This window comes from Streptomyces specialis, from assembly GCF_001493375.1.
Classification (GTDB): domain Bacteria; phylum Actinomycetota; class Actinomycetes; order Streptomycetales; family Streptomycetaceae; genus Streptomyces; species Streptomyces specialis.
In genome coordinates, this window is record NZ_LN929896.1 from 747,064 (window position 1) to 762,372 (window position 15,309).

Annotated in this window: 11 protein-coding genes, 1 tRNA gene and 2 pseudogenes; 4 read left to right on the forward strand and 10 right to left on the reverse strand. The window is 66.8% G+C overall.

The window, feature by feature from the left end; genetic code table 11:
• Positions 1–300 precede the first annotated feature (300 nt).
• The 6 genes from thrB to BN2279_RS21570 all read right to left on the reverse strand — a co-directional run bounded on the left by thrB (position 301) and on the right by BN2279_RS21570 (position 6,595).
• Positions 301–1,227 (reverse strand): homoserine kinase, encoded by a 927-nt coding sequence (gene thrB, locus BN2279_RS21545; RefSeq protein WP_059012068.1) that lies wholly within the window; start codon positions 1,225–1,227, stop codon positions 301–303.
• 252 nt (positions 1,228–1,479) lie between these two features.
• Positions 1,480–2,565 (reverse strand): threonine synthase, encoded by a 1,086-nt coding sequence (gene thrC, locus BN2279_RS21550; RefSeq protein WP_059012070.1) that lies wholly within the window; start codon positions 2,563–2,565, stop codon positions 1,480–1,482.
• 11 nt (positions 2,566–2,576) lie between these two features.
• Entirely contained in the window at positions 2,577–3,869 is a 1,293-nt protein-coding gene (locus tag BN2279_RS21555; RefSeq protein ID WP_059012073.1) for a homoserine dehydrogenase, read from the reverse strand.
• 93 nt (positions 3,870–3,962) lie between these two features.
• Positions 3,963–5,354 (reverse strand): diaminopimelate decarboxylase, encoded by a 1,392-nt coding sequence (gene lysA, locus BN2279_RS21560; protein ID WP_059012075.1) that lies wholly within the window; start codon positions 5,352–5,354, stop codon positions 3,963–3,965.
• A 72-nt stretch (positions 5,355–5,426) separates the two neighbouring features.
• Positions 5,427–6,176 carry a DALR anticodon-binding domain-containing protein gene (locus BN2279_RS21565; RefSeq protein WP_059012077.1) on the reverse strand — a complete coding sequence of 250 codons (750 nt, stop codon included), beginning with the start codon at positions 6,174–6,176 and terminating at the stop codon, positions 5,427–5,429.
• A complete protein-coding gene (locus BN2279_RS21570; RefSeq protein WP_059012079.1) occupies positions 6,173–6,595 on the reverse strand; it encodes a response regulator in 423 nt (140 codons plus the stop codon). The genes BN2279_RS21565 and BN2279_RS21570 overlap by 4 nt, the downstream gene beginning before the upstream one ends.
• Before the next feature lie 158 nt (positions 6,596–6,753).
• Here BN2279_RS21570 and BN2279_RS21575 point away from each other — a divergent pair.
• Positions 6,754–6,825, forward strand: a tRNA-Arg gene (locus BN2279_RS21575).
• A 147-nt stretch (positions 6,826–6,972) separates the two neighbouring features.
• Here the strand turns inward: BN2279_RS21575 and BN2279_RS21580 are convergent.
• Positions 6,973–7,827 (reverse strand): tyrosine-type recombinase/integrase, encoded by an 855-nt coding sequence (locus BN2279_RS21580; protein ID WP_324612856.1) that lies wholly within the window; start codon positions 7,825–7,827, stop codon positions 6,973–6,975.
• Between the two features lie 461 nt (positions 7,828–8,288).
• Positions 8,289–8,609 (reverse strand): annotated as a pseudogene (locus BN2279_RS28020) (helix-turn-helix domain-containing protein); the annotation flags it as partial.
• Positions 8,610–9,065: 456 nt separating this feature from the next.
• Here BN2279_RS28020 and BN2279_RS29560 point away from each other — a divergent pair.
• The 3 genes and pseudogenes from BN2279_RS29560 to BN2279_RS31785 all read left to right on the forward strand — a co-directional run.
• A complete protein-coding gene (locus BN2279_RS29560; protein WP_407702293.1) occupies positions 9,066–11,462 on the forward strand; it encodes an ATP-binding protein in 2,397 nt (798 codons plus the stop codon).
• Between the two features lie 86 nt (positions 11,463–11,548).
• Positions 11,549–12,574, forward strand: a complete 1,026-nt coding sequence (locus BN2279_RS31595; RefSeq protein ID WP_407702294.1) for a radical SAM protein — start codon at positions 11,549–11,551, stop codon at positions 12,572–12,574.
• A gap of 292 nt (positions 12,575–12,866) precedes the next feature.
• Positions 12,867–13,849, forward strand: a pseudogene (locus BN2279_RS31785) (IS630 family transposase); the annotation flags it as partial.
• A gap of 300 nt (positions 13,850–14,149) precedes the next feature.
• Here BN2279_RS31785 and BN2279_RS21590 read toward each other — a convergent pair.
• Together BN2279_RS21590 and BN2279_RS21595 are read right to left on the reverse strand one after the other, a co-directional pair.
• Positions 14,150–14,608 carry a hypothetical protein gene (locus BN2279_RS21590; RefSeq protein WP_059012085.1) on the reverse strand — a complete coding sequence of 153 codons (459 nt, stop codon included), beginning with the start codon at positions 14,606–14,608 and terminating at the stop codon, positions 14,150–14,152.
• Positions 14,609–14,693: 85 nt separating this feature from the next.
• Positions 14,694–15,266, reverse strand: coding sequence for a TetR/AcrR family transcriptional regulator (locus BN2279_RS21595; protein ID WP_159037304.1), 573 nt, complete (start codon positions 15,264–15,266; stop codon positions 14,694–14,696).
• Between the last annotated feature and the right edge of the window lie 43 nt (positions 15,267–15,309).

A 15,309-nucleotide genomic window follows, 5' to 3' on the forward strand; every position in this document is an offset into this window, starting at 1 on the left:
GTGGTGGTGCGGAGGGTTCTCGGAGTCCGAAATCCCGGAGACCTCGGGATCGGGATCTCGGAATCGGAAACCGTCACACCGGTTCCGGAGCGTGCGCTCGGCGCTACCAGGCAGGCTGCTCAGGCAGATGAGTGGAGGCTCCCGGAAGAAGAGGTGGTCCCAGGAGGTGGGACCCCGGAATTCCGCACGGCGCTCAGCGGAGCGGTACGTGCAGACTTGAGGTTAACACTACCGGATCCCGCCTTCATTCCCCCTCTCCGTCGTCTTCCGCGACCGCCCTGTCGCGCTCCCGCGGTCGCGTCACCGACCGGCCCCGGTCAACGGCAGGACGCACGTCCCCACCGTGTCCAGGGCGAGCCGGTTGGCCGTCCAGCCGTCGCCCGCGAGCCGGGCGATCTTGTCGGCCTCGCCGTCCTCGGCGAGCGCCAGCACCGTGGGGCCCGCGCCGGAGATGACGGCGGGAACGCCGTCCGCGCGGAGCCGGTTGACGAGGTCCATGGACTCGGGCATCGCGGGCGCCCGGTAGTCCTGGTGCAGACGGTCCTCGGTGGCGGGGAACAGCAGCTCGGGACGCCGGGTCAGCGCCTCGACCAGCAGGGCGGCGCGGCCGGCGTTCGCCGCCGCGTCCACGTGCGGCACCGACTGCGGCAGCAGCCCGCGGGCGGTCTCGGTGGCCAGCGGGCGCGCGGGCACGAACACGACGGGAACGATCGTCGCCGCCGGCTCCATCCGCAGGGCCCGGACCGCGGTGCCCTCTCCCCAGGCCAGCGTGAAACCGCCGAGCAGACAGGCGGCGACGTTGTCCGGGTGCCCCTCGATCTCCGCCGCCAGCTCCAGCAGCGCCGCGTCGTCGAGGCGGCTCTCCGCGCCCGTGGTGACGGCCCTGGCCGCGACCAGCCCGGCGCAGATCGCCGCCGACGACGAGCCCAGGCCGCGCCCGTGCGGGATGCGGTTCGCGCAGACGACCTCCAGGCCGCGCGGCTGTCCGCCGAGGGCGTCGAAGGCGGTGCGGAGGGTGCGGATCAGCAGGTTCCGCTCGTCGCGGGGCAGGGTGTCGGCGCCCTCGCCCGCGATGTCCACGTGCAGGCCGGATTCCGCCACCCGGACGACCACGTCGTCGTAGAGGCCGAGGGCCAGCCCGAGCGCGTCGAAACCGGGCCCGAGATTGGCGCTGGTCGCGGGCGTACGCACCCGTACGGCGGCGGCGCGGAAGGCGGGATGGGCCATCGCTCGATGACTCTCCTTGGTGAGATGTGCGGCATGTCCCCGCTGACGCGGGACGCGACAACAGCGGCGTGCGCCCTGCCTCGCGGAGGTGACAGCGAGGAGAACACGGCGAGGGACTAATACCAGCCTATCGAAGGAAGGTTCACACGCGATACAGGGCGGACCGGTGTCGTTCCGCACTCCGCGCCGGTGCCCGGGGCGGCGGCGTGCGGCCCGCCCCCGCGATCGGGGGGCGGGCCGGGCCGGTGGGTCTCAGATCAGGCCGAGCCGGGCCGCGGCCGCCGCCGCGTCGACCGGGACCACCTCGGGGCGGGGAGCCCCAGCGACGGCCCAGTCGGGGTCCTTCAGGCCGTTGCCGGTCACCGTGCACACGATGCGCTGGCCCGGGTCGACCCTGCCCTCGTCGGCCGCCCGCAACAGGCCGGCCACCGACGCCGCCGCCGCCGGCTCCACGAACCCGCCCTCCTGGGCCGCCAACAGACGGTAGGCAGCCAGGATCTGACGGTCGGTCACCGCCTCGATGTGCCCGCCCGACTCGTCGCGCGCCGCTTCCGCCGCGGCCCAGGACGCCGGGTTGCCGATGCGGATGGCGGTGGCGATCGTGGCCGGGTCCTTCACCGGCTCGCCCCGCACGATCGGCGCCGAACCCGCCGCCTGGTACCCCCACATCCGCGGCACGCGCGAGGCCGGACCGTCGGCCGCGTACTCCCGGTAACCCTTCCAGTACGCCGTGATGTTCCCCGCGTTGCCCACCGGCAGCACGTGGATGTCCGGGGCGTCGCCGAGCATGTCGACGATCTCGAACGCCGCCGTCTTCTGGCCCTCGATCCGCACCGGGTTCACCGAGTTGACCAGCGCCACCGGGTACGTGTCGGCCAGGCCGCGGGCCAGCGTCAGGCAGTCGTCGAAGTTCCCGTCGACCTGGAGGATGCGCGAGCCGTGGACCAGCGCCTGGCCCATCTTGCCCAGCGCGATCTTGCCCTGCGGCACGAGCACGGCGCAGACCATCCCGGCCCGCACCGCGTAGGCGGCGGCGGAGGCCGAGGTGTTGCCCGTCGAGGCGCAGATCACCGCGCGGGCCCCCTCCTCCTTGGCGCGCGAGATCGCCATCGTCATGCCCCGGTCCTTGAACGAACCGGTCGGGTTGGCACCCTCGACCTTGAGATGGACGTCACACCCCGTGCGCTCCGAGAGCACCTGGGCCGGCACGAGCGGCGTGCCACCCTCGCGCAGCGAGACGACGGGCGTCGCGGCCGTGACCGGCAGCCGGTCGCGGTACTCCTCGATGATCCCGCGCCACTGTCGGCTGGTGGTGGTGGACATGACGGGTGCCTCCATGGCAGTGCTCCCTATTCCCCTTCGACCCGCATGGTGCTGGCGACACCGTGCACGGTATCCAGTCCGCGCAGGGCGTCGACCGTCGCGCTCAGCGCGGCGTCGGGCGCCCGGTGCGTGACGACGACGAGCTGGGCCTCGCCGTCCTTCCCGGTCTGCCGGACCGTGTCGATGGACACGCCGTGATCGGCGAACACCATGGCGCACTGTGCCAGCACGCCCGGCTTGTCCACGACGTCCAGACTGATGTGGTACCGCGTGACGACCTCGCCCATCGGGCTCACCGGGAGCCGCGCGTACGCCGACTCCCCCGGGCCCCGGCCCCCGCCGAGCCGGTTGCGGCAGGCGGCCACGAGATCGCCCAGCACCGCGGACGCGGTGGGCGCGCCCCCCGCGCCCGGCCCGTAGAACATGAGCTGGCCGGCGGCGTCGGCCTCGACGAAGACCGCGTTGTACGCCTCGCGCACCGACGCCAGCGGATGGCTGAGCGGAATCATCGCCGGGTGGACCCGCGCGGTCACCGAGCGCCCGTCCTCGGCGCGCTCGCAGATCGCCAGCAGCTTGACCGTACAGCCCATCTGCCGGGCGGAGGCGATGTCGGCGGCCGTGACCTCGGTGATGCCCTCGCGGTGCACGTCGTCCAGCCGGACCCGGGTGTGGAACGCGATCCCGGCCAGGATCGCGGCCTTCGCGGCGGCGTCGAAGCCCTCGACGTCGGCGGTCGGATCGGCCTCCGCGTACCCGAGCGCGGTGGCCTCCTCCAGCGCCTCGCCGTATCCGGCGCCGCTGCTCTCCATGCGGTCGAGGATGAAGTTGGTGGTGCCGTTGACGATGCCGAGGACGCGGTTGACGGTGTCCCCGGCCAGGGATTCGCGCAGGGGCCGCAGCAGCGGGATCGCGCCGGCGACGGACGCCTCGAAGTACAGATCGGCCCCGTGCTTCTCGGCGGCGGCGTGCAGCGCGGGCCCGTCCTCGGCCAGCAGCGCCTTGTTCGCCGTGACGACGCTGGCGCCGTTCTCGAAGGCGGAGTTGATCAGCGCGCGGGCCGGCTCCAGGCCGCCGATCAGCTCCACGACGACGTCCACGTCGCCCCGCGCGACCAGCCCGGCCGCGTCCGTGGTGATCAGCTCGGCCGCGACCGTGCCGCGCGCCTTCCCCGGGCGCCGCACGGCCACCCCGGCCAGCTCGACGGGCGCCCCGATCCGCGCCGCGAGGTCGTCGGCGTGCGTCGTCATCAGGCGGGCCACCTGCGAGCCGACCACTCCGCAGCCAAGCAGCGCCACCTTCAACGGACGAGTGCGCACCATTCGACCTCGCCTTCTCGGTTCACTCGGGGACTACCAGTCTCACGCACATACGAAGAAACGTCCGCCTCTCGTTCAGTATGCGGACGGGCTTCCTCAGCCGACGTCCAGCCGCAGCAAATCCTCCTCGGTCTCGCGGCGCACCACGACCCGGGCCGTGCCGCCGGCCACGGCGAGCACGGGCGGGCGGGGGGTGTGGTTGTAGTTGCTGGCCATGGACCGGCAGTAGGCGCCGGTGGCCGGGACGGCGAGCAGGTCGCCGGGGGCGACGTCGGCCGGCAGCCAGGCGTCCTTGACCACGATGTCGCCGCTCTCGCAGTGCTTGCCGACGACCCGGACGAGCATCGGCTCGGCGCCGGAGACGCGCGAGGCCAGGACCACGGAGTACTCGGCGTCGTACAGGGCCGTCCTGATGTTGTCCGACATGCCGCCGTCGACGCTGACGTAGGTGCGCAGGCCGGGCAGCGGCTTGACGGTCCCCACCTCGTACAGCGTGAACGCGGTCGGCCCGGCGATGGCCCGGCCCGGCTCGACGGAGAGCCTGGGCACGCCGAGCCCGGCGGCGGCGCACTCGCGGGCGACGATGTCGCGCAGCGAGGCGGCGATGTCGCGCGGCTCGGCGGGGTCGTCGGCGGGCGTGTAGGCGATGCCGAGGCCGCCGCCGAGGTCCAGCTCGGGCAGCTCGACGCCGTGCTCGTCGCGGACCGCCGCCAGCAGCGCCACCAGGCGCCGGGCCGAGACCTCGAACCCGGCCGTGTCGAAGATCTGCGAGCCGATGTGCGAGTGCAGCCCCGACAGGTCCAGGCTCCCGTGCGCCAGCACCCGGCGGACGGCCTCGGCGGCGGTGCCGTCGGCGAGGGCCAGCCCGAACTTCTGGTCCTCGTGGGCGGTGGCGATGAACTCGTGGGTGTGCGCCTCCACGCCGACCGTGACGCGGATCTGCACCCGCTGCCGGACGCCGTGCCGCAGGGCGGTGGCGGCGACGCGGTCGATCTCCTGGAACGAGTCGACGACGATCCGTCCGACGCCCGCGCGGACGGCGCGGTCGATCTCGTCGGCGGACTTGTTGTTGCCGTGCAGGGCGACGCGGCCGGCCGGCATGCCGCCCGCCAGGGCCGTGGCCAGCTCGCCGCCGGTGCACACGTCGAGGTGGAGCCCCTCCTCGCGCACCCAGCGCACGACGGCCCGCGACAGGAACGCCTTGCCCGCGTAGAAGACGTCGGCGTCGTCCCCGAACGCCTCGCGCCAGGCGCGGCAGCGGGCGCGGAAGTCGTCCTCGTCCAGCACGAAGGCGGGCGTCCCGAACTCCTCGGCCAGCTCCCGCACGCCGACCCCGGCGACGGTGAGCGCCCCGTCGGCGCCGCGGGCGACGTTGCGGGCCCAGACCTTCGGCACGAGCGCGTTGGGATCGGCGGGCGGCGCGGCGTAGTGCCCCTCGGGCAGCACGTCGGCGTGCCGGGGCCCGGCCGGGTGGGCGGAACGGCTCATGGCTTGCTTTCTCTTCTCTTGCGTTTCTTGCGCTTCTTGCGTTTCTCGCGTGGTGCGGGACGTACGGAGGGGTCAGAGGTGGTCGGGCGCGCTGACGCCGAGCCCGGCGAGCCCGCGGGCGAGCACGACCGCCGTGGCCAGCGCCAGGGCGAGCCGCGCCCGGTGGTCCTCGGTGGGCTCCTCGTCCCCGACGGGCAGCGCGGACCGTTCCCGTTCCGCGGCGAGGAAGGCGTCGGCGACGGTGAGCAGCCGCCGGGCCGTCCGCTCGCCGCCGGTGACCTGCTCGCCGAGGGCGGCCAGGAGTGCCCGTTCGGCCCGGTGGGTCAGCTCGGCGGCGCCCGGCTCGGGCGCGAGGCCGAGCGCCCGGCCGCCGCGCAGCAGCGCGCGGGCGCGGGCGTGGGCGTAGCGGACGCGGAAGAGCGGGTTCTCGTCGCGCTGGACGAGCGACGGCGTTCCGCCGGTGGCGGCGGCCCAGCGTTCCGCGTCGCGGGCGGGGTCCTCGGGCAGCCGCTCCGGCTCGGGCGCGTCGATGATCTCGCGCAGCAGGTCCGCCTGGTGCCCGTCGCCGAGGGCGATCCGCAGGAACCCGCCGTCGTCCGTCTCGACGCCTCGGACGCCCGGCAGAACGGCGAGCCGCTCCGCCAGCCCGCGCGCCAGCCCGGCGGCCGGCATCCCCGCCGCCCCGGCCAGCCGCAGGGCGATCGCGGTGCCCCAGATCCCGTCCCCGCGCGGTCGCAACTGCACACGATCGGGCAACGCGCCGGCCACGCCCAGCTCACGCGCGGAACGCAGCACGGCGCGGGAGAGCTGGGCGGGAGTCACGGAGCCAGCGTACGAGGTTCCGCCCAGCAGGCGGCGGGCGGCCGTCCCTCGTCGCAGAACCGCCGCACGAGCCGGACCAGCTCGGCCGGCTCGAAGGGCTTGGCGAGCACGGCGTCGACGCCGCCGTTCCCGTACGGCATGTCCCGCACGAGGACGCTGGCACTGACGAGAACGAGCGGAATGTCCGCCGTGCGGGCGTCGTGCCGCAGCCTGGCGACGGTCCGCAGGCCGTCGAGGCGGGGCATGGTGAGATCGAGCGTGATCACGTCGGGCTGGAAGAGGAGCACGGCCTCCAGACACTCGGCGCCATCGGACGCGGTCTCGACCTCGAAGCCGTCGAGTTCGAGATTGACTCTGATCAACTGCCGGATGACCTGGCTGTCGTCAACGACAAGGACCCGGCCGGGAGCGCCTGGCACCCACCAAGAGTAAGCATGCCCCGGGCCCCCCGTCCGGCACTTTCGCAAAGAAGTACCCGGTCGTAGCGTCACCCGCACCCACGTGCGGAAAGCGAGGTGCGGGGCACCTCCCCCGAGCTGGTAGGGTTCTACCCGTCGCCACCACACTGACGACAACCGCCCCCGTAGCTCAGGGGATAGAGCAACGGCCTCCGGAGCCGTGTGCGCAGGTTCGAATCCTGCCGGGGGCACTCGCCGCAGCGTCCGCCTCAGTGCCGTTGACCTGCGCAAGTGTCGTGCGGAAGGGCTGGACTCAGTCTCACTGAGTCCAGCCCTTCATCGCTGTTGCTCACCGCTCACGCATGAGGGGCGCGTGAGCCTCAGGGGCCGTTCCGGGCTCACTCGGGAGCGTCGGCAGCCCACCCCATGGCCTGCTCGATCCTCCTGTTGTTCAGCTCCTCGTGTCCGTCGATGCAGCCCTCATAGCGCCGGTGGATGACCTCCGGGGAGTTACCGGCCCGGCGGGCAACCTCGGCCGGGGGGACGCCCGCGTTGAGCCAGTTGGTTATGCAGGTGTGCCGCAGGTCGTACGGCCGCCGGGCCAGCGGCGAGCCCACCTTGTCGGGCGGCAGGGCGAACGGCCGCGCTTCCTGCCACACGCGCCAGTAGCTCGAAGTCCCCAGCACGCCGCCCCGCTCGTTGGGGAAAAGCCTGCCGTCCGGTGCCGTTCCGAATTCCTCGATGTGCGCTTGGAGCAGGGTCACCAGCAGCGGCGGGATCGGCACGGGCCGGTCGGTACCGACCTCGCGGGACTTGAGCCCGCGCTTATCGTGCCGCTGCCCGGAGTCGGTCCACCTCCGGCCGGACACTGGACGGGTCTCGCGCAGCGTCAACGTGCCCCATCCCTTGGCGGGAAGGGAGCAGTCAGCGCGCCGGAGCCCGACCGCTTCCGCCGGCCGAAGTCCGGCGTAGAGCTGGCACGCGAAGAACGCGACGAGACGGCGCCCACGGTTGCGGTGAATCGACCCGACGTACGAGACGGCTGTCAGGAGATTGCTGCCCTGCGTTGCGTTCACGAGCACTCGGGGGTCCACCCGGTCGTCGCCTTGGGTTGTGTTTCGCTTGATCTTGGCGAGCGGGTTTTCCTCGATATATCCGGCCTCAATGGCGTACTGCATAGCGGTGTTGAATCCGCGCCGCCGCCGCTTGTATGTGTCTCCGGCGGCAGGCGCGTCATCCAGTTTGAACGACAACCGGTAATGAACCTCCCGCACGACCTTCGGGTCCGAGAGGGACGAAAGGCGCAGCGAGTGTGTGGCAAGCCAAGCGCAGGCGGCGGCGATGTCCTCCGGGGGTTCGTCATCCTTGTGGGTCCTCGGGGACTGGCCTGCGGCACACAACCTCCTTCAACGATCCGCCCCAGCGCTCAACCGCTTCGGGGTTGGTGCATGCACGGTGCCGCGCGAGGTAGCGGCGGCAATCGACCCGTGTCCAGTCCATCTCCAGCAGCGGATGCCGGTTGACCGCATACCGGATACCGGAGTCCTTGGCCCGGGTGAACTCATCCCGCGAGATGCCCACCCACTGCTCCGCGAACACCCCCGACAAGCGCGGCTCTCACCTGGGCAGATACCTCGCGGCACGTCAAGCCCTCCCGGGGTGGCCACGAGAGGAAAGGGTGCCGACGCGCTTCCCGTTCTCAGCGTCGGGTGATGCCGTCCACGATGAGCACGGTGTCCTTGCGGAAACGCCGCCGGGGCTGGAGTGCGAGAACCGGTGATCGACGATCCGGTCGGCCGCCGACTTCGAGACGCCGAACAGCGGGGCGGAGCTGGCGCAGGGTGAGGTTGGTGCGCCAGTACGCGGCCACCAGCAGGCACCTGGTCCTCAGCGGGAGAGACCAAGGCCGACCCTTGCGGATCGGAGCGGCCCCTTCGCGACGCAGCGCGGTGATCAGCTTGTTGAACTGCTGCCGGGTCAGCCCGCTGAACGGACCTATCCACGAGTGCTCCGACGTAGTGATCACACCAGCCACGGCAAGATCATCTCAGGCCTGATCAGCAGTTACGGGACAACCTCCAGTATGAGGTTAACGCAGACCACTCCGTAACATGATTTCTAGAGATATTGGAGAGGTTGAGCTCCACGTGGAGGAGAACTGAAGAAGCGGTGCAAGAATTTGAGCTGATGAGAACATGATGCCGTTGACACACGCGTGATATAGAGAACCAGACGCCCCACAAGCTCGGCGCACTCACGAATGTCCCTCTCAGCAGCCGAGATGACGAACTGCAACTGGAGCACCGGGGATCGTAGGGCGTGTGCGAGTCGAGGCATTGATTACTCTCGGTCTTCCCTACCGCGTCCCCTGCCCCTTGCCTGTGCCCGCGCAGTTGTGGGACGATGTCGGTTAGGATTCTCCCGTCCATGTCAGCAATAGCATGGCATTATGGGGCAGATCACCAGACCACTCCGAGCCAGGAAGGTGGATATGGGCGAGGCGTCCGGTGGAGACGACCCGGTACAGGAGGCGGCCGTCGCATTCGCGCGAGACCTGGCCCGAATGCGTGCTGAGCGGGGATGGTCTATGCGGACATTAGCCCGACAGATGGGATTCGATCCATCTTATGTCAGTCATATCGAGTCCTGCCGTCAAGCGCCATCCGCCCAATTCGCACGCCTAGCTGACCAAGTCCTGAACTCCAACGGAATCCTCATCGACCGGTGGCAAGTTTATCACACCACCCGATCTGCTGCCAGCCGAGGTCTCAGGCGCCTAGATTTTTCCAGTGATGTCCCTGCTGACGATGAAAAGGGGGGATCGACTTGGGACAGGCGCGGTTCGGCAGCTCCATCCAGTAGGAATGTTCCTCGCCAGCTGCCACCACTTGTACACGGTTTCGCGGGGCGATTGGGAGAGTTAGAGGAACTGGATCAATATTTACCCGGGTCTGGGGGAGGTAGTACGCTCAGGTCAGTTTTGCTCTGTGGCCCCCCTGGAGTGGGAAAGACGGCACTCGCTATTCAGTGGGCGCACCAGGTCCGAGACTTCTTCACCGATGGTCATCTCTACGCTGATCTGCGCGGTTTCGACCTGATGCAACCGATATCTATCGCGGAAGTCTTCGACAGCTTCCTGAGAGCACTAGGGGTGCCCCCTAAAGAAATGCCGGGGAATCTCAATTCTCAGGAGTCGCTGTTCAGAAGTCTGGCTGCCGGACGCAAATTGCTGATAATTCTAGACAATGCAACTTCCGCTGAAAGCATCCGACCTTTTCTCTCTAATGCTAGCGGAACGTTATTGATCACGAGCCGAAATCGACTCTCTGGTCTATCCGCTCGGGATGGCGTTCGCCTGATGCAGGTAGACATATTACCTCACGCAGACTCGCTGACCCTTCTGGCAAATGCTGTTGGTCGGGACGCCGTAAGAGCCGAATTGGCCGTCGCCGACAAACTTGTTAGCGTATGCGGCCATCTACCTATTAGCCTTAGGATAGTCGCAGAACAAATAGCTTCTCGGCCGCAGCTCTCATTAAGGCGACACCTCGAAGCCCTGTCAGAAGAAGGTTCTTTGCTCGAAAATCTCACCTTAGGGGATGATGATAGAACAAATATCACGGCGATTTTTTCTTGGTCTTATAGGAAGCTAGACTATCCGACGTCTCGCCTCTTCCGATTGCTCGCTGCGGCACCAGGCTGGGCTTTTAAGGCACCAGCTATTGCAGCGCTATGTGGAACCGAGATCAGGACCGTGCGGAAGATGCTTCAAACGCTAGTTCACTCTCATCTCATGCAGGAGATGGCTGGAGAATTCTTCGGCTTCCATGACTTACTGCGATCTTATGGCTGCAGTCTTGCAGAAAGTTCAGGACACATGAATGAAAAAGATCAGGCAATTCGGCAACTGATTCACTGGTACGCGGCCTCGGCAGAGAACGCGAGTAAGTTTCTCACTCCTGGAGGGGTTAGGCGGGAGGATGTTGAAGCCTTCCAAGCGGAGGGTGAAAATTTTGCTTCATTCGACGAAGCGCTTCACTGGTTCGATGAGGAGCGACGCAACCTTATCGATATCGTCCGCCGTGCGACAGAAATTGGCGAACTCAGGCCTGCCGCAGTAATCCCAGATTTGATGTGGAGTTATTTCAATCTGACTAAGCATTGGTCCGACTGGATCGAATGCAATAATTTGGGACTTGAGGCAGCTCGCGCGGCGGATGATGCTCGATCAGAGGCATACCTGCTGATGAGCCAGGGAGTGGTTCATCTGAATCTCCAGCGGATCGAGGAAGCAGTTAGATACCAGGCATCAGCAGTACAGCTATTCGAAGAAACTGGGGATCTTCTCGGTCTTGCCTATGCCCTGCAGAATCTTGCCAACGCTGAGAGCGCCGCAGGATCACCGGACTCCGCGCTCAATCATTTTGAACGCGCGTTGAGCATCTTCCACTCGCTGCCTGATGGAAGGCGTGGGCGTGCCGTAACTCTAACGTCCATGGCAGCGCTCTTGAACGCGGAAGGGAGGTATGAGGAAGCAGCGGAGATTGCCGTCGAAGCGAGAACAATCGCCCATGCCATCGCGGACGCGCGAGGTGAAGCGATTTCCCTCAGTATTGTCGCCTTTGCCTACTCCAGACTATCCCAGGGTGACGAAGCTATTGATTTTTACCAACAGGCTCTTAGGCTTCGATCCCAGATCAGTGATCAATATGGAAGAGCGCGAATCCTCCACTCCATTGGGAATCTATACAGGGAAAGAAGGGACTGGGCAAAGGCGGAAAGCAATCTGCGGGAGGCGCTGCTGATTTTTCAAGAGCAAGATGCGCCCGACCGTAGTCAAGTAGAGGCCGATCTGGCCGCTTGCCTGGAAAGTCGGAGAAACAGTTAAACCTGAGGTCTAAGTATTTAGATCACTAGCAGATTGAGGGCTTTTAGATGCTTGCAGCCGAGGATATCCCGCAATCAATCATGAGAATGTTTTCCGGGATTCCGGAAGAGGCAGCTCAAGCGAGGGAAGAACTATCATCCTGGCGCAAGGCGATACCTGCTCAGCAGCTTCCTGATCCGGATGACAACTGTGATTGCAGTCCTGACGGGCAGACTAGTGCAGCCCGCCCTCTTACGGCCTACTCGCTTTGGCTTGAACTCGTGGAGGATTGTAATCTGGATTGTTTATTCTGTTACAATTCATGGCGCCCGAAGGGGAGGGGTGCATCTGTGCCGCTTTTAGCGGAGCACTATATGGATCTTGTCGACTCCATCATGTCTGCTGTACATATACGCCATGTCACTCTTTCGGGTGGCGAACCTCTTATGTTCCCTCTTTTACGCGAGCTTTTTGCTTTGATTCACAGGAATGCCTGCCGGAGTGTTGGTATAACCACAAACGGCCGTAGCATGACGCGCAAGAAAATGAGGAGTTTAGTCAGTTCGGGGGTAACTCAGATTAGCGTCCCGGTTCACTCTCATCATCCTTCAGTGCATGACCAGTTGGCCAAGGGAAGGTCTTGGAAGTCTGCCGTTCGGGCCCTGGCCCTTGGCACTGAGCACGGGATCGCTACCACGTTGAGCTGTGTCGTGACCTCCCTCAATGAAGCGCACGTGAGACATGTAGTAGATATTGCTAAGGTGCTCGGCTTGCGGTCTGTGGTCCTTAACTGTATGCACCCAACCGGGAGTGGAGCCAGTCGTTCTGATTTGGAGATTTCTCCGCAAACATTCGCGGAGCGGGTCTCAGATGCGTGGCGGAGCCTTTCCTGTTCTGGGCGAGTAACCGTTGGTTCGCCGCCAGCATCTCGACCTGTATCCAACCGGAGCATCGACAGAATTGTCCTCTCCCCGTTCGGTGACATCAAGCTGTGCAATCAGTCACATGCGGGTATCTTAAACGCAGTTGATAACCCGGGAGAGTTCGCTGCCTTTTTGTCAGCCACAAGAGAAGAACTCGCGGCAAGATATGGGGACAGAGTAGATAATTGCTCCTGCCGCAGTAGCATGTGAACTGGAATTGGCACTACAGACCTTGCCCTGTAGATAACAGCGAGGCGTTCGAGCGCTTCTTCCCAACTTCGCTTACACGTAGGGTCTGGTGCCTGACCGCCATACTGCCGTTATCGCTCGACCACGCCTGGTGAGGGTTTTTGGCGATGTCATTGCGAGTGGCCATGGTGCTGCCATAGCAAAACTCGCCGTATCGGTACCGAAGCTCGCGATGTCACCCGCTCTTTTCGTAGCTGATTACGGTTACTGAGGTTGAACTCGTGATGTCGTGGGGTGGTGGCGTTCACTGTTCCTGCGGTATTCCGGTGGTGCGCGGTATCCACAGGGCGGCGGTCTGAGCGCCGAACGGCAGCGTGTCCGGGAAGAGTTACGGCTTCAGCCGGCCGGACGGTTCGAGCGGGGTGAGCCGAACGCGTTGATCGCCCGGGAGTTGCGGGTGAGCGTGCGGACGGTACAGCGGTGGCGCAAGGCCTGGAGCGAAGGCGGTCCGCAGGCGCTGCGTTCGGCGGGGCCGCCGTCCCTGCCCCGGCTGAGCGAGGAGCAGTTCCTGGTACTGGAGCGGGAGCTGGCCAGGGGGCCGACCGCACACGGCTGGGAAGACCAGCGCTGAACCCTCGCCCGGGTGAAGACGGTGATCGGCCGACGCTTCCACATGACCTGCACGATCCAGGGCGTGCGCAAGCTGCTGGTCCGCAACGGCTGGTACTGCCCCAGGTGCCGACCCGCCGCGCCCTGGAGCGGGACGAGGACCAGGTCGCGGGCTTGGGTCAAGGAGGTCTGGCCCTGCACGGAAGCCTCGCGGCGGCCCGTGGAGCCTGGATCGTCTTCGAGGACGAGGCCGGCTTCCCCATGACGCCGCCGCACGCAAGGACCTGGGCCCGGCGCGGACGCACCCCGGTGGTGCGGGTGCGCGGCCGTCCTCGCCGCAGGGTCTCCATCGCCGCGCTGACCTGCTACAAACCCGGCGAAAGATCACGGCTGATACACCGCCCGCGGCGTGATGATCCCGCCAGCGGGCGCAAGAGCTTCGCCTGGAGCGACTACCGCGATCTCCTGATCGCCGCCCACCAGCAACTCGGCGGCCCCATCGTCCTCATCCGGGACAACCTCAACACCCACAAGGCCGCCGGCACGCGCGAGTTCGCCGCCTCCCGCGACTGGCTGACCATCTACTATCTCCCGCCCTACGCACCCGACCTCAACCCGGTCGAGGGCATCTGGTCCCTGCTGCGACGCGGATGGCTGTCCAACATCGCCTTCACCACCCCCGAACACGGGTACGGTTCGATTGTTTATCAGCGAGTGAGGGCGCGGAGGTGTTCGCGCAGGGCGGTGGCTTCGGTGTCGGTGAACGCCGTGAGGAGAGTGAGGACTTCCTCATGCGCTGCTGGGGCCTGTTCCAGGCGTCCGGCGGCGCGGTGGATGCGGGTCTGGATCCGCAGGCGTCGGCGTGGAGGTACGCCTCGGCGTCCAGCGCGCGGTAGGTGCGGTTGCCCAGGCCCAGGGGCTTCGATGCCAGGGCTCGGCTCATCCCGAGGTCAACCAAGACCAAGCCGGTGTCGGTTCCTCCGCCCCTCACCACGAGTGAGTGGCGAGTGAGATGGGCCATGCGCTGTATCTCATGGCGCGTATGTCCAGGTGAGAGGCCCATGGCAGCATGAAGCAATCATGCCCTCCGGAGCCGTGTGCGCAGGTTCGAATCCTGCCGGGGGCACCAACAACATCTACATGACGGCTCGTGCTCCCCTCGCTGGGCACGGGCCGTTCTGCTTGCTCGGGCGTGGCGGAGATCGTTTCTGCCCTGTGGGTGACCTCGGGTAGCTGGTCGGCGGGGAGCCTGATCGTGAACGTGATGTCATCGCTGTCGTGGTGCGGGTCGGTCTCCAGGTGAGTCACGTCGAACAGCCGCCGCTGAAGGTCTTCGGGCGCGTCGGGCAGGTGCGGGCTGGGGTACGGCAGGGCGTCGAGGAGGTCGGCCGCTTCCATGGTTGGCCGGTGCGGCCCGGCGGCGTCGGCCTGGTCGAGGTCGGCCACGACTGCCAGGGGTGCCTTCCGCTGGGCTTCGAGGTCGTTGCGATGCCGACCGCTCTCAGGCCCGGTCCGCGATGATCCGGCGGGTTTACCGCACGCCGTTCAGGATGAGATCGACGAGGCGTTCGGCGATGTCGGGGTCGAGCGGGCGGCGCCTGGACAGGATGCGGAAGTGCATCGTGCCGATCAGCGCCTCATAGGCGAGCTGCGCGGACGATGCGTCGTCGATCTCGCCGCGCTCGGTTGCCCGCTGGAAGATGGTCTGGGCCTTGGCGAACCGGTCGGCCCAAAACGCGTCTCGCACCGTGGCGGTCGTCTTGTCGTCGGCGGTCGCACCGAGGTAGGCGAGCGCATAGCCTGCGGGCGTGCGCAGGAAGTCGGCGACGGCCGCGATGGTCTCGACCAGGTCCCCGCGCAGCGAGCCGGTGTCCGGCGGGGTCAGACGTTCGGCCGACACGGTGAGCAGCACGTCGGTGATCAGCGCCTCTCGGGTCCCCCACTTGCGATAGATCGTCGACTCGTGCACGCCAGAGCGCGCGGCGATGCGCCCGACGGTCAGGTCGGCGGGCGGCATCTCGCCAAGCAGGGTGATGGCGGCGGCGATGACTTCCTTACGTGTGCGCGCCGTACGTCCGCCTGGGCGCGGTATGGCGTTGCTCATACCTCCCATGCTAAACGCAAGTGTGACTTGCGTTAGCAGCCGG

What these genes read in the sequence shown, in the direction of transcription:
- thrB (WP_059012068.1), bottom strand. Translation starts at nt 1,227, where the DNA reads ATGGCCCATCCCGCCTTCCGCGCCGCCGCCGTACGGGTGCGTACGCCC.
- thrC (WP_059012070.1), bottom strand. Translation starts at nt 2,565, where the DNA reads ATGGAGGCACCCGTCATGTCCACCACCACCAGCCGACAGTGGCGCGGG.
- BN2279_RS21555 (WP_059012073.1), bottom strand. Translation starts at nt 3,869, where the DNA reads ATGGTGCGCACTCGTCCGTTGAAGGTGGCGCTGCTTGGCTGCGGAGTG.
- lysA (WP_059012075.1), bottom strand. Translation starts at nt 5,354, where the DNA reads ATGAGCCGTTCCGCCCACCCGGCCGGGCCCCGGCACGCCGACGTGCTG.
- BN2279_RS29560 (WP_407702293.1), top strand. Translation starts at nt 9,066, where the DNA reads ATGGGCGAGGCGTCCGGTGGAGACGACCCGGTACAGGAGGCGGCCGTC.
- BN2279_RS31595 (WP_407702294.1), top strand. Translation starts at nt 11,549, where the DNA reads ATGTTTTCCGGGATTCCGGAAGAGGCAGCTCAAGCGAGGGAAGAACTA.
- BN2279_RS21595 (WP_159037304.1), bottom strand. Translation starts at nt 15,266, where the DNA reads ATGAGCAACGCCATACCGCGCCCAGGCGGACGTACGGCGCGCACACGT.